At 69.4% G+C, this 26,149-nt stretch carries 21 protein-coding genes and 2 riboswitches; of the genes, 5 read left to right on the forward strand and 16 right to left on the reverse strand.

What is annotated here, in order from left to right; translation table 11 throughout:
• Positions 1–40: 40 nt before the first annotated feature.
• From AC59HU_RS08765 to AC59HU_RS08785, 5 genes are all read right to left on the reverse strand, one after another.
• Positions 41–1,327 (reverse strand): citrate synthase, encoded by a 1,287-nt coding sequence (locus tag AC59HU_RS08765; RefSeq protein WP_497223001.1) that lies wholly within the window; start codon positions 1,325–1,327, stop codon positions 41–43.
• 90 nt (positions 1,328–1,417) lie between these two features.
• Entirely contained in the window at positions 1,418–2,530 is a 1,113-nt protein-coding gene (gene dapC / locus AC59HU_RS08770; protein ID WP_497223002.1) for a succinyldiaminopimelate transaminase, read from the reverse strand.
• Positions 2,531–2,543: 13 nt separating this feature from the next.
• The gene (gene fdxA, locus AC59HU_RS08775; protein WP_066040378.1) at positions 2,544–2,867 is read right to left on the reverse strand and encodes a ferredoxin; all 324 of its coding nucleotides are present in this window, start codon (positions 2,865–2,867) and stop codon (positions 2,544–2,546) included.
• 37 nt (positions 2,868–2,904) lie between these two features.
• Positions 2,905–3,312 (reverse strand): hypothetical protein, encoded by a 408-nt coding sequence (locus tag AC59HU_RS08780; RefSeq protein WP_497223003.1) that lies wholly within the window; start codon positions 3,310–3,312, stop codon positions 2,905–2,907.
• Between the two features lie 65 nt (positions 3,313–3,377).
• Positions 3,378–5,060, reverse strand: coding sequence for a helicase HerA-like domain-containing protein (locus tag AC59HU_RS08785; RefSeq protein ID WP_497223004.1), 1,683 nt, complete (start codon positions 5,058–5,060; stop codon positions 3,378–3,380).
• A gap of 158 nt (positions 5,061–5,218) precedes the next feature.
• On the opposite strand from AC59HU_RS08785, the gene efeU reads away from it, so the two are divergent.
• From efeU to AC59HU_RS08805, 4 genes are read left to right on the forward strand one after another with little or no spacing between them, the layout of a single operon-like run.
• Positions 5,219–6,088 (forward strand): iron uptake transporter permease EfeU, encoded by an 870-nt coding sequence (gene efeU / locus AC59HU_RS08790; protein WP_497223005.1) that lies wholly within the window; start codon positions 5,219–5,221, stop codon positions 6,086–6,088.
• Positions 6,089–6,095: 7 nt separating this feature from the next.
• Positions 6,096–7,301, forward strand: a complete 1,206-nt coding sequence (gene efeO, locus AC59HU_RS08795; RefSeq protein WP_497223006.1) for an iron uptake system protein EfeO — start codon at positions 6,096–6,098, stop codon at positions 7,299–7,301.
• Positions 7,302–7,329: 28 nt separating this feature from the next.
• Complete coding sequence (gene efeB / locus AC59HU_RS08800; protein ID WP_497223007.1) at positions 7,330–8,628, forward strand: iron uptake transporter deferrochelatase/peroxidase subunit; 1,299 nt, start codon at positions 7,330–7,332, stop codon at positions 8,626–8,628.
• Between the two features lie 52 nt (positions 8,629–8,680).
• Positions 8,681–10,039 carry an MFS transporter gene (locus tag AC59HU_RS08805; RefSeq protein ID WP_497223009.1) on the forward strand — a complete coding sequence of 453 codons (1,359 nt, stop codon included), beginning with the start codon at positions 8,681–8,683 and terminating at the stop codon, positions 10,037–10,039.
• Positions 10,040–10,103: 64 nt separating this feature from the next.
• Here AC59HU_RS08805 and typA read toward each other — a convergent pair whose 3' ends face one another.
• From typA to AC59HU_RS08830, 5 genes are all read right to left on the reverse strand, one after another.
• Positions 10,104–12,011, reverse strand: coding sequence for a translational GTPase TypA (typA, locus tag AC59HU_RS08810; protein ID WP_497223010.1), 1,908 nt, complete (start codon positions 12,009–12,011; stop codon positions 10,104–10,106).
• A gap of 95 nt (positions 12,012–12,106) precedes the next feature.
• Positions 12,107–13,897, reverse strand: coding sequence for a dipeptide ABC transporter ATP-binding protein (locus AC59HU_RS08815; protein ID WP_497223011.1), 1,791 nt, complete (start codon positions 13,895–13,897; stop codon positions 12,107–12,109).
• Positions 13,894–14,844: an ABC transporter permease gene (locus AC59HU_RS08820; protein ID WP_497223012.1), complete on the reverse strand. Its 951-nt coding sequence runs from the start codon at positions 14,842–14,844 to the stop codon at positions 13,894–13,896. The genes AC59HU_RS08815 and AC59HU_RS08820 overlap by 4 nt, the downstream gene beginning before the upstream one ends.
• Positions 14,834–15,763 carry an ABC transporter permease gene (locus AC59HU_RS08825; RefSeq protein WP_497223013.1) on the reverse strand — a complete coding sequence of 310 codons (930 nt, stop codon included), beginning with the start codon at positions 15,761–15,763 and terminating at the stop codon, positions 14,834–14,836. The genes AC59HU_RS08820 and AC59HU_RS08825 overlap by 11 nt, the downstream gene beginning before the upstream one ends.
• A 106-nt stretch (positions 15,764–15,869) precedes the next feature.
• Positions 15,870–17,483 carry a peptide ABC transporter substrate-binding protein gene (locus AC59HU_RS08830; RefSeq protein WP_497223014.1) on the reverse strand — a complete coding sequence of 538 codons (1,614 nt, stop codon included), beginning with the start codon at positions 17,481–17,483 and terminating at the stop codon, positions 15,870–15,872.
• A 199-nt stretch (positions 17,484–17,682) separates the two neighbouring features.
• Here AC59HU_RS08830 and AC59HU_RS08835 point away from each other — a divergent pair, with 199 nt between their 5' ends.
• Positions 17,683–18,459, forward strand: a complete 777-nt coding sequence (locus tag AC59HU_RS08835) for a CPBP family intramembrane glutamic endopeptidase (protein WP_497223015.1) — start codon at positions 17,683–17,685, stop codon at positions 18,457–18,459.
• Between the two features lie 58 nt (positions 18,460–18,517).
• Here AC59HU_RS08835 and AC59HU_RS08840 read toward each other — a convergent pair whose 3' ends face one another.
• From AC59HU_RS08840 to AC59HU_RS08865, 6 genes are all read right to left on the reverse strand, one after another.
• Complete coding sequence (locus AC59HU_RS08840; RefSeq protein WP_497223016.1) at positions 18,518–19,294, reverse strand: pentapeptide repeat-containing protein; 777 nt, start codon at positions 19,292–19,294, stop codon at positions 18,518–18,520.
• 59 nt (positions 19,295–19,353) lie between these two features.
• Positions 19,354–22,209, reverse strand: a complete 2,856-nt coding sequence (gene gcvP / locus AC59HU_RS08845; RefSeq protein ID WP_497223491.1) for an aminomethyl-transferring glycine dehydrogenase — start codon at positions 22,207–22,209, stop codon at positions 19,354–19,356.
• 118 nt (positions 22,210–22,327) lie between these two features.
• Positions 22,328–22,699 (reverse strand): glycine cleavage system protein GcvH, encoded by a 372-nt coding sequence (gene gcvH, locus AC59HU_RS08850; protein ID WP_497223017.1) that lies wholly within the window; start codon positions 22,697–22,699, stop codon positions 22,328–22,330.
• Positions 22,700–22,701: 2 nt separating this feature from the next.
• Positions 22,702–23,847 carry a glycine cleavage system aminomethyltransferase GcvT gene (gene gcvT / locus AC59HU_RS08855; protein WP_497223018.1) on the reverse strand — a complete coding sequence of 382 codons (1,146 nt, stop codon included), beginning with the start codon at positions 23,845–23,847 and terminating at the stop codon, positions 22,702–22,704.
• Positions 23,848–23,917: 70 nt separating this feature from the next.
• Positions 23,918–24,025, reverse strand: a riboswitch (glycine riboswitch).
• Between the two features lies 1 nt (position 24,026).
• A riboswitch (glycine riboswitch) is annotated at positions 24,027–24,126 on the reverse strand.
• A 47-nt stretch (positions 24,127–24,173) separates the two neighbouring features.
• The gene (locus AC59HU_RS08860) at positions 24,174–24,905 is read right to left on the reverse strand and encodes a copper resistance CopC family protein (RefSeq protein WP_497223019.1); all 732 of its coding nucleotides are present in this window, start codon (positions 24,903–24,905) and stop codon (positions 24,174–24,176) included.
• A 109-nt stretch (positions 24,906–25,014) separates the two neighbouring features.
• A complete protein-coding gene (locus tag AC59HU_RS08865) occupies positions 25,015–26,124 on the reverse strand; it encodes a fatty acid desaturase family protein (protein WP_497223492.1) in 1,110 nt (369 codons plus the stop codon).
• Positions 26,125–26,149: the final 25 nt, after the last annotated feature.

The raw sequence follows: 26,149 nt of genomic DNA on the forward strand, positions 1-26,149 counted from the left end.
GGGGGCAGTCTGGAGCGCCTGAGCGTGCCGGGCCGCGACCCTAGCGCTGGGGCAGGTCGCGGGCGGGCGCACCCAAGTACAGCTGCTGCGGGCGGCCGATCTTCGTCTGCGGGTCGGTCGCCATCTCGCGCCAGTGGGCGATCCAGCCGGGCAGCCGGCCGATCGCGAACAGCACGGTGAACATCCGCGTCGGGAAGCCCATCGCCTTGTAGATCACGCCGGTGTAGAAGTCGACGTTCGGGTAGAGCCGGCGCGAGATGAAGTAGTCGTCCGAGAGGGCGACCTGCTCGAGCTCCTTCGCGATGTCCAGCAGCGGGTCCTGCACACCGAGGGCCTCGAGCACCTCGTCGGCGCTCTCCTTGACCAGCTTCGCGCGCGGGTCGTAGTTCTTATAGACGCGGTGGCCGAAGCCCATGAGACGGATGCCCGCCTCCTTGTTCTTCACCCGCTCGACGAACTTCGCCACACCCTCGCCCGAGTCGCGGATCTGCGCGAGCATCGTGAGCACGGCCTCGTTCGCGCCACCGTGCAGCGGCCCGAACAGCGCGTTGATGCCGGCCGAGATCGAGGCGAACATGTTGGCCTCGGTCGACCCCACGAGCCGTACGGTCGAGGTCGAGGCGTTCTGCTCGTGATCCTCGTGCAGGATCAGCAGGCGCTCGAGCGCCTTGGAGAGCACCGGGTTGATCTCGTACGGCTCGGCCAGGTTGCCGAAGTTCAGCCGCAGGAAGTTGTCGACGAACGAGAGCGAGTTGTCCGGGTACAGGAAGGCCTGACCGAGGCTCTTCTTGTGCGCGTAGGCCGCCATGACCGGCAGCTTCGCCAGCAGCCGGATGGTCGAGATCTCGACGTCCTCCGGGTTGTGGGGGTTCATCGAGTCCTGGTAGTAGGTCGACAGGGCCGAGACGCCCGACGACAGCACCGACATCGGATGCGCGTTGTGCGGCAGCGCGTCGAAGAAGCGCTTCAGGTCTTCGTGCAGCAGCGTGTGGTGCCGGATCTTGTCGTCGAACTCCGAGAGCTCGGACGGAGTCGGCAGCTCGCCGTAGATCAGCAGCCAGGCGACCTCGAGGTAGGTCAGCTGGGTCGCGACCTGCTCGATCGGGTAGCCCCGGTAGCGCAGGATGCCCTGGTCGCCGTCGATGTAGGTGATCGACGACTTGGTCGCCGAGGTGTTGACGAAGCCGTAGTCGAGGGTCGTGAACCCGGTCTGCTTCGTGAAGGTCGAGATGTCGACCGACGAGGCTCCGTCGACGCTCCGCAGGATCGGGAACTCCGCCGTCCCTCCCGGGTAGGTCAGTGTGGCCTTCTGTTCGACGTCCGTCACGGCGCCTCCTTGAGTGTTCCTGCCTAGTGGTTTCTGTGGCGGGACGCAGGCTGCATCTGTAGACCGTGACCGCGTTGACCCGGATACAGCCTAATGTCCGCGCGAGCGCAGTCGTGACGAGGCGGCTCGGATGCGCTCGTCGGTGGCGGTCAGCGAGAACCGCACGTGCTGGGGGTGGCCCTCGCCGTAGAACGGCCCGGGACCGGCCAGGATGCCGAGGTCGGCGAGCTCGGCGATGGTCTCCCAGGCGTCCCGTCCCTCGGTCGCCCAGAGATACAGACCCGCCTCGCTCCGGTCGATCCGCAGCCCCGCGGCCTCCAGGGCCGGGCGCAGCAGCTCGCGGCGGGCGCGGTAGAGCTCCTTCTGCGCGGCCACGTGCTCGTCGTGGCCCAGCGCCGCGACCATGGCCGCCTGCACCGGGGCCGGCGGCATCATGCCCGCGTGCTTCCGCACCGTGAGCAGCCGCGTGATCAGAGCGGGGTCTCCGGCGGTGAAGGCCGCGCGGTAGCCGGCCAGGTTCGACTGCTTGCTCAGCGAGTAGGCAGCGAGCACTCCCGTGAGGTCACCCCCGGTCACCCGGGCGTCGAGGATGCTCGGCACCGGCTCATCGGCCCAGCGGCCGTCCCAGCCCAGCTCGGCGTAGCATTCGTCGCCGGCGATCACGGCACCCAGCTCGCGCGCTCGCGCGACGGCCGTCTGCAGGGCGGGCACGTCGAGAACGCGGCCATCCGGGTTGCCGGGGCTGTTGAGCCAGACCAGCCGGGTCGCCGCGGGCCATTCGGCCGGGTCGTCGGAGGCGAAGGCCGTGGCGCCGGCGAGCCGGGCGCCCAGCTCGTAGGTCGGGTAGGCGGCGACCGGATGCACGACCACGTCGCCCTCGCCGAGCCCCAGCATGAAGGGCAGCCAGGCCACGAACTCCTTCGAGCCGATCGTAGGCAGCACCGAGGCCTCGTCCAGCCCCGTCACGCCGCGTCGGCGGCCGAACCAGTCGACGATGGCGCGGCGCAGGGCCGGCGTACCGGCCGTCTGCGGGTACGCGTGCGCATCCGTCGCCGCGACCAGCGCCTCGCGGATGACGGGCGGCGTCGGGTCGACGGGCGACCCGATCGAGAGGTCGACCAGACCATCGGGATGCTCGGCCGCGCGTCGCGCGAACGGCACCATCTGATCCCACGGGTAGTCGGGAAGGGCTCCTAGCGCCACGCCGCGGCGCCGATCAGTGGTCGCCCTGCGGGGGCAGCGCGGCCACCAGCGGGTGGTCGGACTTGATCACGCCGACCTTGGCGGCGCCGCCGGGCGAGCCGATCTCGTCGAAGAACTCGACGTTGGCCTTGTAGTAGTCGGCCCATTCCTCGGGCAGGTCGTCTTCGTAGTAGATCGCCTCGACCGGGCACACCGGCTCGCAGGCGCCGCAGTCGACGCATTCGTCGGGGTGGATGTAGAGCGAGCGCTCACCCTCGTAGATGCAGTCGACCGGGCACTCGTCGATGCAGGCGCGGTCTTTGACGTCGACGCACGGGAGGGCGATGACATAGGTCACAGTGGTTCAGGTCCCTTCGATGTCCCAGAGGACAAGTCTATGGCTTGGGCCGGGATGATCCCGGCCACGCGATCACGACGACGGCGACGAGGCTCGAGCCCACCAGCCACACCATCCCGGCCACGCCCGCGGGGATGAGCACCGAACCGCCGGGGCTCGGCAGTGCGAAGACCGTGACCATGCCGACGGCGCCGACCGCGGCGAGGAACGCCGGCAGCCGGGTCGGGTGGATCAGGCGCAGCCCGGTCAGGAGCACCGCGAGGGCGGGGAGGGCGATGACGAGCCCGATCGGCAGATCGAACAGGCCGAACACGCTGAAGGACACCTGGTGCACGACCGTGCCCAGGATGCCGAACAGCACGCCGAGCAGCAGCGCGACGACGTGGCCCACCACGAGGGTGAGCCGCGAGGCCGGCACGGCGGCGGCAGGGGAAACGTCGGTCACCCCGTCAGCCTACGGCGAGAACGCTGGGTGTCGCCCCAGCGGCACCCGTGCGCCCGGACTGCCCGTCAGCGGCGTCGGCGGGTTCCGAACATCCCCTGGATGACCCCGCGCAGGATCGTCTGGGTGGTGCGGGAGCCCAGCACGTCGGCCAGGATGTCCGGCGCCGACGGAGGAGCCTTCTCCGGGGCGCGGCGCGGGGTCTGCCGCCGATCGGGCGACGACCTGCGCGCGGCCTCCTTCTCGGCCTGGGCGCGCATCGCGGCCTCCTGCTTCGCGTACTCGGCCTCCGCCTCCCGGGCCGCCTCGGCCGTCGCTGCGGCCTCGTCCGCGGCCGTCGCCGCAGCGGTCGCGGCATTGAGCTTGGCGACCAGGATCTCGCGGGCCGACTCCCGATCGATCGGGGTGCCGTACTGCGCCAGCAGGGGTGAGGCCGCGACCGCGGCGTCGATCGCGGCGTCGGGCGTCGGCGCCATCGAGCCCTGGGGCGCCCTGACCCGGGTCCAGGCCACCGGGGTCGGCGCGCCCTTCTCGTTCATCACGGTGACGACTGCCTCGCCGATGCCGAGGTTCTGCAAGACCTCGTCGAGGTCGTAGGCCGACCGCGGGTAGGTCGAGACGGTCGCCTTGAGCGCTTTGGCGTCGTCGGGTGTGAAGGCACGCAGGGCGTGCTGCACACGGGAGCCGAGCTGACCGAGCACGTCGGCGGGCACGTCCTTCGGGCTCTGGGTCACGAAGAAGATCCCGACGCCCTTCGACCGGATCAGCCGCACGGTCTGCACGATCGACTGCACGAACTCCTTCGACGCGTCACGGAACAGCAGGTGCGCCTCGTCGAAGAAGAACACCAGCCTCGGCTTGTCGAGGTCGCCGACCTCGGGGAGGTCGTTGTACAGATCCGCGAGCAGCCACATCAGGAAGGTCGAGAACAGGGCCGGCCGGTCGGCGACCTGCGGCAGCTCGAGCAGGCTGATCACGCCGCTGCCGTCCGCGGCCGTGCGGAGGAAGACCGAGGTGTCGATCTCGGGCTCGCCGAAGAAGGCCTCGGCCCCCTCCGCGGCGAAGCCGATCAGCTCGCGCAGGATGACGCCGACGGTCTGCGAGGAGAGCCCGCCGAACTGCTTGAGCTCCACCTTCCCCTCGTCGCTCGTGAGGTAGGTGAGCACGGCGCGCAGGTCGGCGAGGTCGAGCAGCGGCAGCCCCGCCTGTTCGGCGTAGTGGAAGACGAGCCCGAGGCTCGACTCCTGCGTGGCGTTGAGCCCCAGCACCTTGCTGAGCAGCAGCGGGCCGAATCCCGAGAGGGTCGCCCGGATCGGGACGCCCTTGTCCAGCCCGCCGAGACTGAAGTACTCCACGGTCGAGGCGCGCGGCGACCAGTCCTGCCCGATCGCCGCCGTGCGGGCCAGGAGCTTCTCGCTCGCCTCACCGGGGGTCGCGACGCCCGAGAGGTCGCCCTTCATGTCGGCGGCGAACACCGGCACACCCGCCGCCGAGAGCTGCTCGGCGAGCATCTGCAAGGTCCTGGTCTTCCCGGTCCCGGTCGCGCCGGCCACCAGCCCGTGCCGGTTCGTCATCGCCAGCGGGATGCGGACCTGCACGTCCGTCAACGGCTCGCCGTTCACCAGCGCGCCGATCTCCAGCGTCGGCTCCTGGAAGGTGTAGCCGGCGCGGATCGTCCCGACCTGCTCCTCGGTGAGCGGTCCGGCAGCAGGCACGGCCTCGGGCACGGCAGCGGGCACAGGGTCAGTCATGCTGTCAGCCTACGAGCGAGGCCGTGACGGGACCAGGTCGAGTTGACGGCCCGGACAGATTTGTCTACGCTCCCGAAGTGGTAAGGCTAGGCTTACCCAAGTTAGGCAGTCCACACCTCTCGGCGCACTGCATCCCCCATCCCGAAGAACAGGTGTCCGTGTTCGCCAACTATCTGATCGGTCTGCGCGAGGGCCTCGAGGCCGCGCTCGTCGTCGGCATCCTGGTCGCCTACGTGCGCAAGCTCGACCGCAAAGACGTGCTGACCCGGCTCTGGATCGGCGTCGGCCTCGCCGTGCTGGTCGCCCTGTCGCTGGGTGCCGTGCTCACCTTCGGCACCTACGGGCTGAGCTTCGAGGCGCAGGAGGCGATCGGCGGCTCCCTCTCGATCGTCGCGACCGGCTTCGTGACCTGGATGGTGTTCTGGATGCTGCGCACCTCGCAGAACCTGAAAGGCACCCTGCAGTCCGACGTCGACAAGGCCCTGATCGGCGCCGGCTGGGGCCTGGTCCTCGTGGCGTTCCTCGCCGTCGGCCGGGAGGGCATCGAGACCGCCCTGTTCATCTGGGCCGCCGTGCAGGCGACCGGGGAGACGACGTACCCGCTGCTGGGTGCCGCTCTCGGCATCCTCACCGCCGTCGTGCTCGGCTACCTGATCTACCGCGGGCTCGTGCGCATCAACCTCGCGAAGTTCTTCGCCTGGTCGGGCGGCTTCCTCATCCTCGTCGCCGCCGGGGTGCTCTCCTACGGCGTGCACGACCTGCAGGAGGCCGGCATCCTGCCGGGCCTGAACGACCTCGCCTTCGACGTGAGCGCGATCGTGCCGCCGGACAGCTGGTACGGCACGCTCCTGAAGGGCACGGTCAACTTCTCGCCGGCCACCACCTGGCTCGAGCTGACCGTTTGGCTCCTCTACTTCATCCCCACCATGGCCCTCTTCCTCCGCGCGGTGCGCCGGGGATCCGCGGGCCGCACGAAGACGGCGACGGTCTCCCCCGCACCGGCCGCCGCCCGCACCGCCCACAGCTAGGAGACAGATGAACCTCACCCTGAAGAAGCCGGTCCTGGTCACCGCCACCGCGGCGATCGCACTGCTCACCCTCGCCGGGTGCGTGCCGAACAACCCCGCGTCGACGGATGCGGCCGGCGCGATCACGGTCGACAGCTCGTCCACCGACTGCTCGGTCAGCTCGACCAGCGCCTCCAGCGGCACGCTCACCTTCTCGGTCACGAACTCGGGCGACCAGGTCACCGAGTTCTACCTGCTCGCCGACGACGGTCTCCGGATCGTCGGCGAGGTCGAGAACGTCGGCCCCGGCATCTCCCGTGATCTCGTCGTGCAGGCGCAGCCGGGCGACTACTTCACGGTCTGCAAGCCCGGCATGGTCGGTGACGGCATCGGCCGCGCCGCCTTCACGGTGAGCGGCGACAAGGTGCAGCTCGCGGGCGACCAGCAGGAGCAGGTCGACCAGGCGGCGGTGAACTACGTGGCCTACGTGAAGGACCAGGTGGGTCAGCTCGTCACCGGCACCAAGACCTTCGTCGACGCCTTCGAGTCCGACACCCCCTCGCCCGACGGCAAGACCGCCGCCGAGCTGTACGCCACCACCCGCGCCAACTACGAGCGGATCGAGCCCGTCGCCGAGTCGTTCGGCGACCTCGACCCGGCCATCGACTTCCGCGAGGCGGACGTCCCTGCCGAGGACGAGTGGACCGGCTGGCACCGCATCGAGAAGGACTTGTTCCCGCCGACCGCCGCCGACAACGGCGGAGCCGAGTACGTGCCGCTGACCGCCGAGGAGCGCAGCTACTACGGCGACAAGCTCGTCGCCGACACGCAGTCGCTCTACGAGGCGGTCAACGCCAGCGACTACACCGTCACGATCGACGCGATCTCCAACGGCGCCATCGGCCTGCTCGAAGAGGTCGCCAGCGGCAAGATCACCGGCGAGGAGGAGATCTGGTCGCACACCGATCTCTGGGACTTCCAGGCCAACCTCGAGGGCGCCCGCGTCGCCTACGAGGGCGTCCGCGACATCGTCGAGACGAAGGATCCCGAGCTCGTGAAGACGATCGACGAGCGCTTCGACTCGCTCGAGAAGACCCTCGCCCAGTACGGCTCGCTCGAGGACGGTTTCACCTACTACAACGAGCTCAGCACCGAGCAGGTCAAGCAGCTCGCCGACGGCGTGAGCGCCCTGAGCGAGCCTCTCAGCCAGCTCACGGCCACTCTCGTCGGCTGACGGGGAGCACGCCCGTACAGTGGGAAGCATGGCGAACGACGAACCGGCCCGGCCGGCCAAGGGCATCTCCCGACGGGGACTGCTCGGGCTCGCCGGGGCCGGTGTCGTCGGCGCCGGGGCGGGACTGGCCGGCGGCATCGGTCTCGACCGGTTCGTGCTGCCGCCGTCGGCGTCGGCCCAGGAGAACGGCGCCGTCTACCCCTTCTTCGGCGACCACCAGTCCGGCATCATCACACCGGCCCAGGACCGACTGCACTTCGCCAGCTACGACCTGGCCGACATCACCCGCGACGAGCTGGTCGGCCTCCTGCAGGACTGGAGCGCCGCCGCCGCCCTGATGACCGCCGGCTCCCCCGTGGGCGAGTTCGGGGCGGTCAACGGCCCGTACACCGCGCCCCCGCAGGACACCGGGGAGGCGCTCGGCCTGCCGGCGTCCGGTCTCACGATCACGATCGGCTTCGGGCCGACGCTGTTCACGGCGGCCGACGGCACCGACCGCTTCGGTCTCGCCGGCACGCGGCCGCCCGCGCTGGTGGACCTCCCGCACTTCCCGGCCGACATGCTCAGCGACGGGCTGACCGGCGGCGACCTGTGCATCCAGGCCTGCAGCGACGACCCGCAGGTCGCCGTGCACGCGATCCGCAACCTCTCCCGGATCGCCTTCGGCCGCGCCTCGATCCGCTGGTCGCAGCTCGGCTTCGGCCGCACCAGCTCGACCACCACGGCGCAGGCGACCCCGCGCAACCTCTTCGGTTTCAAGGACGGCACGGCGAACATCAAGGCCGAGCAGGGCGACGTGGTGGCCGACCAAGTCTGGGCCTCGGGCTCGGACGGTGCCGACTGGATGACCGGCGGCTCCTACCTGGTCGCGCGCAAGATCCGGATGACGATCGAGACCTGGGACCGCACCTCGCTGCACGACCAGGAGGCCATCGTCGGCCGCACCAAGGGCGAGGGCGCGCCGTACTCCGGCGGCACCGAGTTCTCGGCCCCCGACTTCGCCGCGACCGGTCAGGGGGGTGCGCCGCTGATCGCGAAGGACTCGCATCTGCGGCTCGCGCACCCCGACCAGAACGCCGGCGCGCAGCTGCTGCGCCGCGGCTACAACTTCGTCGACGGCAACGACGACCTGGGCCGCCTGAACGCCGGGCTGTTCTTCATCGCGTACCAGCGCGACCCGCGCACGCAGTTCATCCCGATCCAGATGAACCTGGCGAAGAACGACGCGATGAACGAGTACCTCCGCCACGTCGGCTCGGGGATCTTCGCGGTTCCCCCCGGAGCCCGGCAGGGCGGCTACGTCGGCGAGACCCTCCTCGGTGCCTGACGGTTCGGCGCCCGACGGCTCGGTGCCTGAAAAGTCGGCGCCTGACCGGTCGGTGCCTGACCGCGGCGCCAGTGCGAGCCTGTTCGCGGCCCGCTACCGGCTGATCACCCTCGGCTCGGTGGTGCTGGTCTTCGTCGCCGCCTTCGAGAACCTGGCCGTCACCACCGTGATGCCGGTGATCAGCGCCGAACTGGATGGCGCGGCCCTCTACGCGGTCGCCTTCGCGGCGCCGCTGGCCGCCTCGGTGCTCGGCATGGTGATCGCGGGCCTCTGGTGCGACGCCACCGGGCCGCGGACGCCGCTCGTGATCGCGATCGCCTTCTTCCTCGCCGGGCTCGTCGTGGCCGGCTTCGCCCCCTCGATGGAGGCGGTGGTCGCGGGGCGCCTGATCCAGGGTCTCGGCAGCGGCGGCACCACGGTCGCCCTGTACGTGATCGTGGCCCGGGTCTACCCGGCGGTGATGCAGCCCCGCGTGTTCGGTCTGTTCTCGGCCGCCTGGGTGATCCCGGCGCTCGTCGGTCCGTTCATCGCCGGAGTCGTCGGCGAGACCGTGGGCTGGCGCTGGGTCTTCCTCGGCGTCGCGATCCTCATCCTGCCCGCCGCCGCAATGGTCGCCCCCGCGATGAAGCACCTGCGCGCCACCGCGACCGAGGCCACCGACCGTTCGCCGTGGCGGGTCGGCCGGATCCTCTGGGCTCTGCTGCTCGCCGTGGCCGTCCTGGCGCTGAGCATCTCGACCGAGCTCGACGGGGCACTCGTCTACGTGCTGGCCGTCATCGCCTTCGCCGTCGCGATCCTGGCCCTCCGCCCGCTCACGCCGAAGGGCACGCTGCGCGCGGCCGCCGGGTTGCCGAGCGTCATCCTGACCAAGCTGCTGCTCGCCGGCGGCTACTTCTCGGCCGAGATCTACCTGCCCTACCTCTTCACCTCCGAGTACGGGCTGACCCCGGCGGTCGCGGGACTCGCGCTCACGGTGAGCGGCGTCTTCTGGGGCGCCGCCTCCATCGTGCAGGGCCGGCTCGGAGAACGACTGAGCAGCCGCCTGAGCGTGCGGCTCGGCATCGTGGGCGTCGTGCTCGCCGTGGCTGTCGTCCTCCTCACCGCACTCGCGTCCCTTCCCGCCTGGGTGGCGATCGCCGGCTGGGCGATCTCGGGCACCGGCATGGGCCTGGCCTACCCGCGCCTCTCCGTGCTCGTGCTCGGCGGCTCGACCCCCGAGAACCAGGGCTTCAACAGTGCCGCCCTCAACATCGCGGATGCCGGCGGGCCGGCCATGGCCCTCGCGATCGCCGGTGTCCTGTTCCAGACACTGGGAGCCGCGGGGCCGCCGACCGCATTCGGTGCCGTCTTCCTGCTGGGCGCGGTGCTCGCCGCATCCGCTCTGCTGATCAGCACCCGTCTGCCCCGCTGACGCAGAACGGCCGGCCATCCCGAAGGACGACCGGCCGTTTCCGAACCGCTGTGCTGACCGCTGCTTACTGGTTGGCGCGCTTGAGGTTCGCGGTGCGGCGGGCACGCGCGTTCTGGTCGAGCTCGACCTTGCGGATGCGCACGATCTCGGGCGTGACCTCGACGCACTCGTCCTCGCGGGCGAACTCGAGGCACTCCTCCAGGGAGAGCTGGCGCGACGGGGTCATCGACTCGAAGTTGTCGGCCGTCGACTGACGCATGTTCGTCAGCTTCTTCTCCTTGGTGATGTTCACGTCCATGTCGTCGGCGCGCGAGTTCTCGCCGATGACCATGCCCTCGTAGACCTCTTCGGTCGGGTTGACGAAGAAGGTCATGCGCTCCTGCAGGGCGATGATCGCGAAGGGCGTGACCACACCGGAGCGGTCGGCGACGATCGAGCCGTTGTTGCGGGTCACGATGGCGCCGGCCCACTCGCCGTAGCCGTGCGAGATCGCGTTGGCGATGCCGGTGCCGCGGGTGGCGGTGAGGAACTCGGTGCGGAAGCCGATCAGGCCGCGCGAGGGGACGATGAACTCCATGCGCACCCAGCCGGTGCCGTGGTTCGACATGCCCTCCATGCGGCCCTTGCGGGCGGCCAGCAGCTGAGTGATCGAACCGAGGTACTCCTCGGGCGCGTCGATCGTCAGGTGCTCGTAGGGCTCGTGCGTCTTGCCGTCGACCTGCTTGGTGACCACCTGGGGCTTGCCCACGGTGAGCTCGTAGCCCTCGCGGCGCATGTTCTCCACCAGGATCGCCAGGGCAAGCTCGCCACGGCCCTGCACCTCCCAGGAGTCCGGGCGTCCGATGTCGACGACGCGCAGCGAGACGTTACCGATCAGCTCGCGGTCGAGGCGGTCCTTGACCATGCGGGCGGTCAGCTTGTGGCCCTTGACCTTGCCGACCAGCGGCGAGGTGTTGGTGCCGATGGTCATCGAGATCGCGGGGTCGTCGACGACGATCGCCGGGAGCGGCCGCACGTCCTCCGGGTCGGCGATGGTCTCGCCGATCGTGATCTCCTCGATGCCGGCGATCGCCACGATGTCACCGGGGCCCGCCGACTCGGCCGGCACGCGGGTGAGCGCGACGGTCTTCAGCAGCTCGCTGATCCGCTGGTTGGTGACGGTGCCGTCGTGCTTGACCCAGGCGACCTGCTGGCCCTTCTTGATCGTGCCGTTGAAGACACGGAGGAGGGCGAGACGGCCGAGGAACGGCGAGGAGTCGAGGTTGGTGACGTGCGCCTGCAGCGGCGCCTCGTCGTCGTAGGTCGGCGCCGGGATGTGCTCCAGGATCGCGCCGAACAAGGGCTCGAGGTCGTCGTTGTCGGGCAGGGTGCCGTTCTCGGGCTTGTTGAGGCTTGCAGCGCCGTTACGACCGGAGGCGTAGACCACCGGCACGTCCAGGATCGCGTCGAGGTCGAGGTCCGGCACGTCGTCGGCCATGTCCGAGGCGAGGCCGAGCAGCAGGTCCTGCGACTCGCCCACGACCTCGTCGATCCGCGCATCCGGCCGGTCGGTCTTGTTGACCAGCAGGATGACGGGCAGCTTCGCCTCGAGCGCCTTGCGGAGAACGAAGCGGGTCTGCGGCAGCGGGCCCTCGGAGGCGTCGACGAGCAGCACCACGCCGTCGACCATGGAGAGGCCGCGCTCGACCTCGCCGCCGAAGTCGGCGTGCCCCGGGGTGTCGATCACGTTGATCGTGATCGGCTTGCCGTTCGCGTGGACGCCGTTGTACGAGATCGCCGTGTTCTTGGCGAGGATCGTGATGCCCTTCTCACGCTCCAGGTCGTTGGAGTCCATCATCCGGTCGTCGGCGTCGAAGTGCGCGTCGAAGGAGTTGGTCTGCGTGAGCATGGCGTCGACGAGGGTCGTCTTGCCGTGGTCGACGTGGGCGACGATCGCGACATTGCGCAGGTCATCGCGGGTGGCTTGTGCCATGGGTGAATCCTCAGGGTTCGTGAACCCGGACCCGGTGGCACAGCCACCCCTGCGGGCTCGTGAGAGCGAATGATGGGCGACGTGGCCCGGAATCGCTAAACGCCCAGGGTGATTCCAGCGCCCGGAATGGCGTTAAGCAACTCCTTAGTATATTGCTCCTGCGGGCTGTCGAACACCTGATCGGTCGTAGCGGCCTCCACGATGCGTCCCTGCTGCATCACGCAGACGTTGTCGGCGATCACGCGGACGACCGCCAGGTCGTGCGTGATGAACAGGTAGGTCAGCTCGAGTTCGGACTGCAGATCGGCCAGGAGCTTCAGGATCTGGGCCTGCACCAGCACGTCCAACGCCGAGACCGCCTCGTCGAGCACGACGATGTCGGGCTTGAGCGCGAGCGCCCGCGCGATCGCGACGCGCTGACGCTGACCGCCGGAGAGCTCGCTCGGGTAGCGGGTGATCAGCGACTGCGGCAGGGCGACCTGGTCCAGGAGCTCCAGCACCCGGTCGCGGCGGGCCGTGCGGTCGCCCACGTTGTGGATCTGCAGCGGCTCGCCGATCGTGTTGCCGATGTTGCGCAGCGGGTTGAGCGAGCCGTACGGGTCCTGGAAGACGGGCTGCATGCGCCGACGCAGGTCGAGCAGGCCCTTGCCCTTCAGCGGAGCCACGTCGACGCCGTCGATCATGATCGCACCCGACGTCGGGTCCTCCAGCCGGAGGATCATCTTGGCGACCGTCGACTTGCCCGAACCGGACTCGCCCACCAGCGCCGTCGTGGTGCCCTTCTCGACCGCGAACGAGACCTTGTCGGCGGCGGTGATGGTGTTCGCCGCACCCTTCTTCTGGCCGCGGAGCTTGTAGATCTTCGTCAGGTCCTTCACCACGATCGCGTCCGGACGACGCGCACCGACTCCGGCCGGTGCCTGGACGTGCTCGAGGCGCTCCTCGGCCGCGGCGATCAGGTCCAGGCCTTCGGTCACCTTCGTGGGGGCGTACTCGAGGTCACCCAGCGCGTGGTGCGCGGTCTCGGCCGTGGCCGACTGGATGCGGCGCGACGCGAGGCTGGGAGCCGCGGCGACCAGGCGCTGCGTGTACGGGTGCTGCGGGTTCTCGAGGATCTCCTTGGAGGGGCCGGACTCGACGATGCGGCCCTTGTACATCACGACCAGCTGCTCGGCGCGCTCGGCGGCCAGGCCCAGGTCGTGGGTGATGAACAGCACCGCGGTGCCGATGTCCCGCGTGAGGGTCTCGAGGTGGTCGAGGATGCGCCGCTGCACGGTCACGTCCAGCGCCGAGGTCGGCTCGTCCGCGATCAGCAGCTTCGGGCGCGAGGAGAGCCCGATGCCGATCAGCACGCGCTGACGCATGCCGCCGGAGAACTGGTGCGGGAACTGCTTCAGCCGCTTGTCCGCATCCTGCAGCCCCGCCTCGCGGAGCACCTGGATGGCGTGCTCGCGGACGGCCTTGCGACCGCTCGCGATGCCGTTGGCCCGGATCGTCTCCTCGACCTGGAAGCCGACGCTCCACACGGGGTTGAGGTTCGACATCGGGTCCTGCGGCACGAAGCCGATCTGGCGGCCGCGGATCTCCTCCATCTGACGCGAGGAGTAGGTCGTCAGCTCTTTGCCGTCGAAGCGGATGGAGCCGCCCGTGATTCGGCCCGAGCCCGGCAGCAGGTTGATGATGGCCGCGGCCGTCGTCGACTTGCCGGAGCCCGACTCGCCCACGATCGCCAGGGTCTGCCCCGGCATGAGCGTGATGTCGACGCCGCGGACGGCGGGGACGACCCCATTGGTGGTCTGGAAGCCGACCTGCAGGTCCTTGATCTCCAGCAGCGGCTCCTGGGCGCCGGCGCCCTGGGAGAGGTTCGATCGGGTGGGGTCGCTCATCGCTGGGCCCTCGCCTTCGGGTCGAGTGCGTCTCGGATGACCTCACCCATCATGATGAAGGCGAGGACGGTGATCGAGAGCGCGAGTGACGGATAGATCAGGGTCTGGGGAGCGGTGCGCAGGTCGATCTGCGCGGCACTGATGTCGTTGCCCCAGGACATGGTGGAGTTCGGCAGCCCGACGCCGAGGAACGACAGCGTCGCCTCGGCGACGATCGCCGCACCGAGCGAGATCGTGGTGACCACGATGACGGGTGCGATCGAGTTCGGCAGCACGTGACGCAGCAGGATCTTGAAGTTCGAGACCCCGAGGGCGCGCGCGGCCATCACGTAGTCCGACTGCTTGACCCGCAGGATCTCCGCCCTCAGCACACGCGCGGTGGCGGGCCAGGCGAAGATGCCGATCGCGAGCGAGATGACGAACACGTTCCGGTAGGCCGAGAAGACCGACATGATGACCACGGCGGCCAGGATGTAGGGGATCGAGAAGAAGATGTCGCCGGCGCGGGAGAGCACCGAGTCGAGCCAGCCGCCGTAGAACCCGGCGAAAGCACCGAACAGGATGCCGAGCACGGTGGTCAGCACGGTCACGATCAGGCCCACCGACAGCGAGGTCGAGGTGCCGTGGATCAACCGGGAGAAGACGTCGCAGCCCTGCTTGGTGAAGCCGAGGATGTGCTCGCCGGTCGGGCCGCCGTTGCTGTTGGAGAGCTGGCAGTCGTCGTTCGGCGGAACCTGCGTGAACAGCGTCGGGAAGAACGCGACCACGAGCACCAGGAGGATGATCGCCGCCGAGATCCAGAACATCGGCCGGCGGCGCATGTCGCGCCAGGCGTCGATCCAGAGGTTGCTCTTGCGCTCCCCCACGTTGACCGCGTCGATCGCGACGAGAGGGGTCTCCTCCAGAGGTGCGACGTAGTGCGTTGAGGTGTTGGAGTTATTTGACATAGCGGATCCTCGGGTCGAGAAGGCCGTACAGGAGGTCGACGACGAGGTTGACCACCAGGTAGATGAGCACCATCACGGTGACGAAGGAGACGACGGTCGGGCCCTGGCCCTGCACGATCGCCTGGTAGAGCGTGCGGCCGACACCGGGCACGTTGAAGATGCCCTCCGTGACCGTCGCGCCCACCAGCAGGACGCCGAAGTCGGTCGCCGCGTAGGTGACCACCGGGATCAGCGAGTTGCGCAGGATGTGCACGGGGATGATCCGCCGCCGGCTGAGGCCCTTGCTGTACGCGGTGCGCACGAAGTCGAGCTGCTCCGTCTCGATCACCGAGGCGCGGGTGAGCCTGATCAATTGGGCGAAGGTGATCGAGGCCAGCACGAACGCCGGGAGGATCAGATCCTGGATGGGCGCACCCGTCGAGACGGTCGTCTTCACCCAGCCGAGTTGGATGCCGAAGACGAACTGCGCGACGAAGGCGATCACGAAGATGGGCAGCGAGATGAAGATGAGGCTGACAACGAGCGCCGATGCATCGAAGAGCTTCCCCTTCCGCAGACCCGAGACGAGACCGATCAGCACGCCGCCGACGAACTCGATGATGAGCGCCATGATCGCCAGTCGGATGGTGACCGGGAAGGTGCGCACGAGGATGGCCGACACGGGCTCACCCGAGAACGAGGTGCCGAAGTCGCCCTGGAAGATGCCGCCGAGGTACAGGAAGTACTGCACGATGAACGGCTGGTCGAGGTGGTACTGCTCGCGCAGCCGCTCGAGGAGCGCCGGGTCCGGCGCCTTGTCGCCGAAGAGGGCGAGAAGAGGGTCTCCGGGCATTGCGAAGACCATGAAGTAGATGAGGAACGTCGTTCCCAGCAAGACGGGAATCGCTTGCAGAAGACGCCTGAGGATGTATCCGGCCACGGAACAGACCGTACCAATCGGAACTAGGGGGCGAGAAGGGCCACTCGGATCAAAGACATGAAGCGGGGGCGGCAGCTCGTCGCTGCCGCCCCCGTTCGAGCGAGAACTAGCTCTTGGTGATCGCGTAGTACAGCGGCTGCGAGTTCCAGCCGAACTGCACGTTGCTGACCGACTCGCCGTAACCACCGGTCACGTTCGAGTACCACAGCGGGATCGCGGGCAGGTCCTTCAGGAGGATGTCCTGAGCCTTGCTGAACTCCTCGTTCGCAGCGCCGGTGTCGGTCGCCAGGGCGCCCTTCTGGAGCTCGGCGTCGAAGTCGGCGCTGGAGTAGTCGCCGTCGTTCGAGGAGGCGCCGGTCTGGTAGAGCGGCTGGAGGAAGTTGTACAGACCCGGGTAGTCGGCCTGCCATCCGGTGCGGAACGCGGTGGTGATCGTCTTGTCGGTCACCGCGCTGCGGAACTCGGCGAAGGTCGGGTACGGCGCGCCGGACGCGTCGATGCCGAGCACGTTCTTGATGCTGTTCGACACGGCGTCGACCCAGACCTGGTGCGAGCTGTCGGAGTTGTAGCCGATCTGGAAGGTACCGGACCAGGGCGAGATGGCGTCGGCCTGGGCCCACAGCTTCTTCGCCTCGTCGGGGTTGTACTTCAGCACGTCGGCGCCCTCGAGCGAGTCGCTCCAGCCGTCGATCACCGGGGAGGTGAAGTCAGAGGCGGGGGTACGGGTGCCCTCGAAGATCACGTCGGTGATCTCGTCGCGGTTGATCGCCATCGACAGCGCCGCACGGCGGAGCTTGCCCTCGTCGCCGCTGAAGTGCGCGAGGTTCGTCGGGATGGTGAACGACTGGAAGATGGCGGCGGGCTGGTTCACAGCGCGGTCGCCCAGGTCGGACTGGAAGTTGGCGTAGGCCGAGGCCGGCACGGAGTCCAGCACGTCGAGGTTGCCACCCAGGAGGTCGGCGTACGCCGCGTCCTCGCTGGAGTAGAACTTGTAGGTCACGCCGCCGTTCTGCGCCTTACGACCGCCGGTGTAGCTGTCGTTGACGACCAGGTCGAGCTTCTCGTTGTGAGCCCAGGCCGAGTCGGAGGCGAACTTGTACGGGCCGTTGCCGATCGGGTTCTGGCCGTAGGTGTCCATGTCCTCGAACGCCTTCTCGGGCAGCGGGTAGTACGCCGAGTAGCCCAGACGGATCGGGAAGTCGGAGAGGGGCTCGGTCAGGGTGACCGTGAAGGTGGTGTCGTCGACGACCTTCAGACCGCTGAGCGACTCGACGGGGTTGGTCTCGTCGAAGCCCTCGATGATGTTGAACCAGGACTGGTTGAGCTGCGCGTTGGCCGCGTTGGCGCCGTAGTTCCAGGTGTCGACGAAGTTCTTGGCGGTGAGGTCTTCTCCGTCGGAGAACTTCTGGCCGCTCTTGATCTTGATCGTGTAGGTCTGGGCGTCATCCGTCGTGATGCTGTCCGCGACATCGTTCTGCACGGCACCGGTGGCGTCGTAGTAGACGAGGCCCGCGAAGAGCGAGTCGAGGATCTTTCCACCACCGGTCTCGTTGGTGTTGGTGGGGACCAGCGGGTTCTGGGGCTCGGAACCGTTCACCGTGATCACGGCGCCGCTGGCGTCGGACGTGGTGGTCGAGCTGCCGCTGGCGCAGCCGGCGAGTGCGAGGGCACTCGCGGCGATCAGCGCGATCGCGCCGACGCCATACCGTCTCTTGTTCAATTTTCCTCCTGTGCAGAATGGGGGCAGGCGCACTCCCCCTCATGAGGGGCGAGACCTAAGGAAGTACCCTAAGTGGGGGTCCGGGCCAGAGCAAACTCGACCAGAAAAAGTTACATACACGAAACTATCTCCGAAGAATCATTGTGTTAATCCGACAGAAGATGTCGAAAAGCAGCGTGGTACGCAAGAAAGTGAAGTCGTGATTCGAGCCCTCGCCTGGCCCCGGCTGCGACGCCGGCGACTGTTCACCGAGATCGGGATCGTCCTCGGTGTCTCGCTCGGTGCATCCGCCGTCTACTCCGTCGTCAGCATCGTCGCCCGGCTCACCGCCGGCACGGCCCTGGCCGACCAGACCGCCACCCTGAACGGCTCGCTGAGCGACCGGGAGTGGCTCGACCTGACCTATCAGCTGCTGGCGATCTTCTTCGACCTCGTGCCGGTGGCGCTGGTGTTCTACCTGCTCGCGATCTCGGGCGGCAATCCGTTCCGGCGCATCGGCTTCGACCTCCGCCGGCCCGGCCGGGACCTCGGCCGGGGCCTGCTCCTGGTGCTGGTGATCGGCGTGCCCGGCATCGCGCTGTACTTCGTCGGCCGGGCCGTCGGCATCACGGTCGACGTCGTGCCCGCTCCCCTGGACACCTACTGGTGGACCACGCCGATCCTCATCCTGGCGGCGCTGCGCGCAGCCCTCCAGGAGGAGCTGATCGTGGTGGGCTACCTGTTCACCCGCCTGCGCCAACTGGGCTGGTCGAAGTGGACCATCATCGGCTCGGCCGCCGTCCTCCGCGGCAGTTACCACCTCTACCAGGGCATCGGCCCGTTCTTCGGCAACGTCGTGATGGGCCTCGTCTTCGGCTGGTGCTACTGGCGCTGGGGGCGCACGATGCCCCTGGTGATCGCGCACTGGATCATCGACATCGCCTCCTTCGTCGGCTACGCCTGGGCCGTGGCGAGCTTCCCAGCGCTGTTCGGGTAGGCGCGGCGCCGGTGGGCTACGACCGGATGCCACTGGGCGACAACCGGGTAGCTGTGCGCTAGGACCGGGTGCGCCGGTTCGACAGCACGAGCGCCCCGATCCCCAGCACCACGACGATCCCGCCGCCGATGAAGCCGCCGATCATCAGCCAGTTGGGCTCGCCCTCCGAGCCCCCGGCCGCGGCGGCGGTCGCCGGATCAGACGGGGCGACGGGGGTGAACAGCGGCGTCGCCGTCGGGGTGGCGGTGGCAGAGGCCGTGACCACCGCGGTCATCACCGCCGTCGCGGTCGAGCCACCCGCCCCGCTGAACGAGGTCGACAGGGTGCAGAGGATGTTCGAGGTGCCGATCGGGAAGGCCTGACCCGACTCGATCGGGGCCCCGGCGATCGAGCAGCCGTCGAGCGTGAGGCCGGTCGGGAGCCGGGCGTCGATCGGCACCGCGGCCGTGCCGCTCGCGTCGGCGGTGAGCTCGACCGTGCCGGGCAGGATGCTCGAGCCGCTGAAGTCCGCCCCGACGACCCGGGTGCCGGAGAAATCGGCGCCGTCGAGGTTCGCCCCCAGGAACACCGCGCCCTGCACGTCGCCGCCCGCGAAGGAGGCGCCGGTCAGGTTCGCGTTCCGGAAGTCGCCCTCGCCGAACCGGGTGCCACTGAGATCCACTCCGGCGCACTGGGCTCCGCCGGGCCCGCCCTCGGTGAGGCGGTAGACGACGCAGTCGCCCTCGGTGAAGACCGGGTCGGCCATCGCCGGGGCCGCCACAACGGCGGTCAGGGCGAGGCCGGCGAGGGCTCCGATCGCGAGGCGGATGCGGACGGAGCGCAGGCGTCGGGGCATGGCGTGAACCTTACCAAAGGCGGCCGCGGATGACCCGGGGGCCCCGCGGCCGCCCGGTCTCACTCGAAGGCCTCCGGCGGCGGGCAGGCGCAGACCAGGTTGCGGTCGCCGTAGGCCTGGTCGATGCGGCGCACCGGCGGCCAGTACTTGCCCCGGATCAGCGAGTGCACGGGGTACACCGCGCGCTCCCGGTCGTAGGGATGCTCCCACTCGCCCTCGATCACCGACTGCGCCGTGTGGGGCGCGTTCCGCAGCGGGTTGTCCTCGACGGGCCACTCCCCCGCCGCGACGGCGTCGATCTCGTGCTTGATCCCGATCATCGCATCGATGAAGCGATCGAGCTCGGCGAGATCCTCGCTCTCGGTGGGCTCCACCATGAGCGTGCCGGCAACCGGGAAGCTCATCGTCGGGGCGTGGAAGCCGTAGTCGACCAGCCGCTTCGCGACGTCGTCCACGCTGACCCCGGAGGCGACGGTGATCGCCCGCAGGTCGAGGATGCACTCGTGGGCGACCAGCCCGTTCTCGCCGGTGTAGAGCACCGGGTAGTGCTCCGCCAGACGGCGGGCGAGGTAGTTCGCCGCCAGCACCGCGGCGGCCGTGGCGTCGGCCAGGCCCTCGAGCCCCATCATGCGCACGTAGGCCCAGCTGATCGGCAGGATGCTCGGGCTGCCGTACGGGGCAGCCGAGACGGCGCCGCCGCCGTGCACGACGGTCGAGCCGTCCACCTGCAGGTGCTCGGCCTCCTGAGCGAACATATGCCCCGGAAGGAATGGAGCCAGGTGCGACTTCGCCGCGACTGGTCCGACACCCGGGCCGCCGCCGCCGTGCGGGATGCAGAAGGTCTTGTGGAGGTTCAGGTGCGAGACGTCGCCGCCGAAGTCGCCGAAGCGGGCGAAGCCGAGGAGGGCGTTGAGGTTCGCGCCGTCGACGTAGACCTGTCCCCCGGCCTCGTGCACCAGGCGGCAGATCTCGGCGACCTCGTGCTCGTAGACGCCGTGCGTCGAGGGGTAGGTGATCATCAGGGCCGCGAGCTGGTCGGCGTGCTGCTCGATCTTCGCGCGCAGGTCGTCGAGGTCGACGTTGCCGAGATCGTCGCAGGCGACGACGACCACGCGCATCCCGGCCAGCACGGCCGAGGCGGCGTTGGTGCCGTGGGCGCTGGAGGGGATGAGGCAGACCGTGCGCGCGAGGTCCTGACGCGAACGGTGGTAGCCGCGGATCGCCAGCAGGCCCGCCAGTTCGCCCTGGCTGCCCGCGTTCGGCTGCAGCGACACCGAGTCGTAGCCGGTGACGTCCGCGAGCCACCGCTCGAGCTGCCGGATCAGGCCCAGGTAGCCCTCGACGTCGTCCTTCGGCGCGAAGGGGTGGATGCCGCCGAACTCGCGCCAGGTCACCGCCTCCATCTCGCTGGCCGCATTGAGCTTCATCGTGCACGAGCCGAGCGGGATCATCCCGCGGTCCAGCGCGTAGTCGAAGTCGGCCAGGCGCTTGAGGTACCGCATCATGCTGGTCTCGGAGCGGTGGGTGTTGAACACGGGGTGCGTCAGGTACTCGCTGGTGCGACGCAGCGAGTCCGGGATGCTCGGGGCCGGCTCGCCGTCGAGCGTGTCGGCGGCATCGGCGGCGTCAGCGGTTGCGTCGACGGCGTCGAAGACCACGGCGAGGGCCAGCAGGGCCGCATCCGTCGTCGTCTCGTCGACCGACACGGCGACCGTGTCGTCGTCGACCCGGCGCAGCAGGACGCCGTTCTGGTGGGCGTGCTCGACGAGCGAGGCCGCCCGGGCCGGCACCCGCACCTCGATCGTGTCGAAGAAGTCCGGGTGCACGACCTGGTACCCGGCCGACGAGAGGCTCGCGGCGAGGGCGCGCGCCGCCGTGTTGACCCGCGTCGCGATCTCGCGGAGCCCATCCGGGCCGTGGTAGACCGCGTACATGCCCGCCATCACGGCGAGCAGCACCTGCGCGGTGCAGATGTTCGAGGTCGCCTTCTCGCGACGGATGTGCTGCTCGCGCGCCTGCAGGCTCAGCCGGTAGGCCGGGTGTCCGGCGGCGTCGACGCTCACGCCGACCAGGCGGCCGGGCAGCTGGCGCTCGAGGCCGGCGCGCACGGCGAGGTAGCCGGCGTGCGGGCCGCCGAAGCCCATCGGCACCCCGAAGCGCTGCGAGGTGCCGACCGCGACGTCGGCGCCGAGCTCACCCGGCGAGGTGAGGAGGGTCATCGCCAGCAGGTCGGCCGCGACGACCGCGATGCCGCCCGCGCGATGCACGATGTCGATGACCTCGCCCGGGTTCCAGACTCGGCCCGAGGCGCCGGGGTACTGGATGAACACGCCGAAGGCGTCGTCGAGCGGATGCGCGTGCGCAGCCGGGTGGTCGACCGAGTCGAGCGCGAGCTCCACGACCTCGATGCCGACCGCCTCGGCGCGCGAGCGGAGCAGCGACTTGGTCTGCGGGAACGCATCCGCATCCACCAGGAAGCGCGACGAGCGCGACTTCGAGGCGCGGCGGGCCAGGAGCATGCCCTCCACGGCCGCGGTCGACTCGTCGAGCATCGACGCGTTCGCGGTCGCCAGCCCGGTGAGGTCGGCGACCATGGTCTGGAAGTTGATCAGCGCCTCGAGCCGGCCCTGCGAGATCTCGGGCTGGTACGGCGTGTAGGCCGTGTACCAGCTCGGGTTCTCAAGCACGTTCCGCTTGATGACGGCCGGGGTCACGGTGTCGTAGTAGCCGAGCCCGAGATACGAGGTCGAGACCCGGTTGCGGCCGGCCAGGGCGCGGAGCTCGTCCACGGCCTCGCGCTCGGTCGCCGCGGGCGGCACGAGCGAGTCCGACAGCGAGCGGTCGAACTGGATGGCGGTCGGCACGGCGGCGGCCATCAGCTCGGCGACGCTGGCGTAGCCGACGGTCTCGAGCATCCGCGCCTGGGCGGCGGAGTCGGTGCCGATGTGGCGGGCGGCGAAGAGGTCGCCGGCCGAGCCCGCGGCGCGGGCGGTGATCCGGTCGGAGCGCTCGGTGAGGTCGGTCATCAGCGGGTCAGCCTCCGATCAGGGCGTCGTACTCGGCGAGCGAAAGCAGTTCGGGGAGCTCGGTGAACTCCACCTTGAGCAGCCAGCCCGCACCGAGCGGGTCGGAGTTGACGAGCTCGGGCGCATCCTCGACCGCGCTGTTCTTCTCCAGCACGGTGCCGTCGACCGGCGCGAAGAGCTCGCCGACCGACTTGGTCGACTCGATCTCGCCGACGACCGCACCGCCCGCTATCTCGGTGCCGGCATCCGGCAGGTCGAGGTAGACGATGTCGCCGAGCTGGGCCGCGGCGTAGGCGGTGATGCCGATCGTGGCGACCGTGCCCTCGACGAGCACCCACTCGTGCTCGGCCGTGTAACGCAGTTCGTTCTGTTCTGGCATGGTCAGTCCTTCTTCCGGCGGTAGAACGGGAGGGCGGTGGTGCGGTAGACGAGGCGGGTGCCCCGGATGTCGACGGCGAGCTCGGTGCCGGGCTCGGCGAAGGCGGGATCGACGAAGGCCATCGCGATCGGATGCCCGAGGGTCGGTGAGAGGGCGCCGCTGGTGACGAGACCGATCGGGCCGGCGGCGTCGGCGTCGGCATCGGCATCGGCGAAGACCTCGTAGCCGGCGCGGGCGGCTCGCCGTCCGTCGGCGATCAGGCCGACCAGAACGGGAGCGTTCTCGGGCGGACCCGCGACCAGAGCTCGCCTGCCCACGAAGTCGGGCTTGTCGAGGACGGGCACCCGACCGAGTCCGGCCTGGACCGGGTGGATCTCGAGCGACAGCTCGTGTCCGTAGAGCGGCATCCCCGCCTCCAGCCGGAGCGTGTCACGGCTTGCAAGACCGGCGGGAATGAGACCGACGGGCTTTCCTGCCTCCGCCAGCGCAGCCCAGAGCGCGCTCGCGAGGCTCGGCGGCAGATAGAGCTCGAAGCCGTCCTCCCCCGTGTATCCCGTCCGGGCCACGAGCACCGGGACACCCTGGAAGTGCGCGGCGATCGACCTGTAGTACCGCAGGTCATCGAGACCGCTCACCTCGAGCCCGATCGTCGCCTCGAGGACGGCACGGGACGCAGGGCCCTGGATGGCGATGAGCGCGGTCTCGTCGCTGACGTCCCGGAGTGACGCGTCGAATCCCTGGGCCCGTTCGGCGAGGGCCTCCGCGACCACCGCACGGTTGGAGGCGTTGGCGACGACGAGATAGGTCTCCTCGCCGGTGCGGTAGACGACGAGGTCGTCGACGATGCCGCCCGTCTCGGCGAGCAGCAAGGAGTACTTGGCCTGACCGATCGCGGTCGCCGACAGCCGCCCGGCGAGGGCGGCATCGAGGAAGGCCGCGGCGTGCGGGCCGGTGACCTCGAACTCGGCCATGTGCGAGAGGTCGAACAGCCCCGCGGCCGTGCGCACCGCGTGGTGCTCGGCGAGGTCACTGGAATAGCGCACCGGCATCTGCCAGCCGGCGAAGTCGGTGAACGACGCTCCGGCGGCTTCGTGCACGGCGTGCAGCGGCGAGTAGCGGGGTGTGGCGGGGGGATCGACGGGGTTCATGGAGTTCTCCGGATTCGTCGCGGAGCCGTAGCCCGCGAACAGGACCAAGCGCGGTCGCGCTCGGGAGAACTCCCCCTCTGTCATCGTGCCTGAGAGATTCACCGCCGCCGGGACGACCCGGAGGAGGCTTTCACCGTGGGCGAGTCGCTGTCAATGCCGCGACTGCTTTCCAGAGTGGCCAGTTCGACGCGGTACGAGGACCTGAGAGATTATCGGGGAGGATTGCTCCTTCGGTGCCGGGGGCGAAACGCCCGAGCCCGGCTCTCCCGCGTCGACCTGATGGCCGGCGGTATTCAGTTGGATGCTGCGGTTCCGAGCATAGCGGGTCAGGATGCCCCGTACCCGCCGCCGTTCCGACCGCGGCGCACGACCAGCACCACGATCGCGGCGAGCACGCCGGCTCCGGCGAGAACGATCAGCACGACGACGGGCCAGGGCAGGCCGGCGGCCGGGGTCTGGAGGTCGCCGGTGACGGGGCCGGCCGTCTCGGTCGAGAGAGTCGTGTCCTCGGTGGCGCCGGCATCCGGAACCGCTGTCGACGCCCCGGCCTGCGCCGTCGCCTCGGGCGCGGTGCCCGTCGGCGCCGTGCTCGGAGCGCCCGCTCCGTCCGGGGCCCCGGCCCAGGCGTCGCCGCAGACCGGCGAGGAGGTGAGGCCCGCTCCCGCGGAGGCCAGGTCGGTCGGTTCGTAGTCGAACTCGTACTGGCCCGAGGTGGGATGCCCGTCGGAGGACACAACCCTCCAGGTCACGACGTAGCTCCCGGCGTCGCCCAGAGCGATCGGCGCGGAGACCGCGGTGCCGTCGACCGTCACACAGCCCGACTCGTAGTGCAGCCCCTCGCTGTCGACGACCTCGACGGCGAAGCCGTCAGTGCTCGAGCCGATGGTGAGCAGGTCGTCGCTGAACTGGAGGCCCACCGCCCCCGGGTCGGTGGTGATCGACTGGTCGGCCGACGGGGTGGATCCGGAGAGCGAGTCGTGCGCCGACGCGGCGGTCGCCGGGGCGAGCACCGCCAGCAGAGCGGCGGCGGCCAGGGCGATCGGGGCGTGGAGTCTCACCCGTCAACGATAACCGCCCCGCCCGTCGACGAGGACGGCCCCGCTCCTGCCGGTAGGCGGGGAACGGGGCCGTTCTCGAACGCGAACACCGCGCTCGGACGTCGAGTGGTCAGGCCCGCTTCACGCGGAACTGGTTGACCATCGGGCAGTCGAAGGGATCAGGAGCCGCGAGGCCGACCTTGTTCATGTACGCGATGACCTGCTTGTGCGCCTGGAGCAGCGAGGTCTGCGTGTAGGGGATCTTGTGCGTGGCGCAGTACTCCTCGACCACCGGGCGCACCTTCACCAGGTTGGGGCGGGGCATGCTCGGGAAGAGGTGGTGCTCGACCTGCAGGTCGAGGCCGCCCATGAAGATCGTCATGCCCCAGCCGCCCTTGATGTTGCGCGAGGAGAGCACCTGCTTCGAGAGGAAGTCCAGTCGCGAGCCGGCCGGGAAGACCGTCATGCCCACGTGGTTCGGAGCGAACGACGCCCCCATGTACAGACCGAAGACGGCTAGCTGCACGCCGACGAAGGCGAACGCCATCCCGAGCGGCAGGAAGTAGAAGATCACGGCGAGGTAGGCGACCAGTCGCACACCGATGAACCACAGCTCCAGCTGACGGCCCTCGACCTTGCCGCGGCCGAAGAGCGTCTTGAACGAGAGGAAGTGCAGGTTGATGCCCTCGAGCAGCAGCAGCGGGTAGAGCGCCCAGCCCTGGCGACGGACGAGCCAGGCGACCGGCCCGCGCGTCTTGGCCGCATCCTCTTCGAGGAAGACGACGGTGTCGGGGGCGAGGTCGGGGTCTTTGCCGACGGTGTTCGGGTTGCCGTGGTGGCGGGTGTGCTTCGTCATCCACCAGCTGTAGCTCATGCCGACGAAGGCGGTCGCGAGGGTGCGCCCCGCGCGGTCGTTGGCCTTGCCCGACTCGAAGACCTGGCGGTGCGAGGCCTCGTGGGCGAGGAAGGCGAACTGGGTGAAGATGATGCCGAGGGCACCGGCGATCAGCAGCTGGTACCAGGTGTCGCCGAGGAGCACGAAGCCGGTGGCCGCCCCGCCGAGGGCGAGGACCAGCACCGAGAACATGCCGATGTAGAAGCCGCGGCGCTTGCGCATGAGACCGAGGTCTTTCGCGGTGCTGAGCAGCTCGGAGTAGGCAGCCGTGGGGTGGGCGGCGCCGGTCTTGCGGGGCGAGGTCGCCCTGACGGAGGTGTTCTCAGGGGAGGTGGAGTGGGTGATGCTCACGGGCCTGCTCACTGGTGTC

Source organism: Herbiconiux sp. 320_LB (assembly GCF_059691755.1).

Excerpts from the sequence above, each read along its gene's own strand:
- typA (WP_497223010.1), bottom strand. The coding sequence starts at position 12,011 with ATGGCACAAGCCACCCGCGATGACCTGCGCAATGTCGCGATCGTCGCC.
- efeO (WP_497223006.1), top strand. The coding sequence starts at position 6,096 with ATGAACCTCACCCTGAAGAAGCCGGTCCTGGTCACCGCCACCGCGGCG.
- AC59HU_RS08815 (WP_497223011.1), bottom strand. The coding sequence starts at position 13,897 with ATGAGCGACCCCACCCGATCGAACCTCTCCCAGGGCGCCGGCGCCCAG.
- efeB (WP_497223007.1), top strand. The coding sequence starts at position 7,330 with ATGGCGAACGACGAACCGGCCCGGCCGGCCAAGGGCATCTCCCGACGG.
- AC59HU_RS08785 (WP_497223004.1), bottom strand. The coding sequence starts at position 5,060 with ATGACTGACCCTGTGCCCGCTGCCGTGCCCGAGGCCGTGCCTGCTGCC.
- gcvT (WP_497223018.1), bottom strand. The coding sequence starts at position 23,847 with ATGAACCCCGTCGATCCCCCCGCCACACCCCGCTACTCGCCGCTGCAC.
- gcvH (WP_497223017.1), bottom strand. The coding sequence starts at position 22,699 with ATGCCAGAACAGAACGAACTGCGTTACACGGCCGAGCACGAGTGGGTG.
- AC59HU_RS08820 (WP_497223012.1), bottom strand. The coding sequence starts at position 14,844 with ATGTCAAATAACTCCAACACCTCAACGCACTACGTCGCACCTCTGGAG.
- gcvP (WP_497223491.1), bottom strand. The coding sequence starts at position 22,209 with ATGCTCGAGACCGTCGGCTACGCCAGCGTCGCCGAGCTGATGGCCGCC.
- AC59HU_RS08840 (WP_497223016.1), bottom strand. The coding sequence starts at position 19,294 with ATGCCCCGACGCCTGCGCTCCGTCCGCATCCGCCTCGCGATCGGAGCC.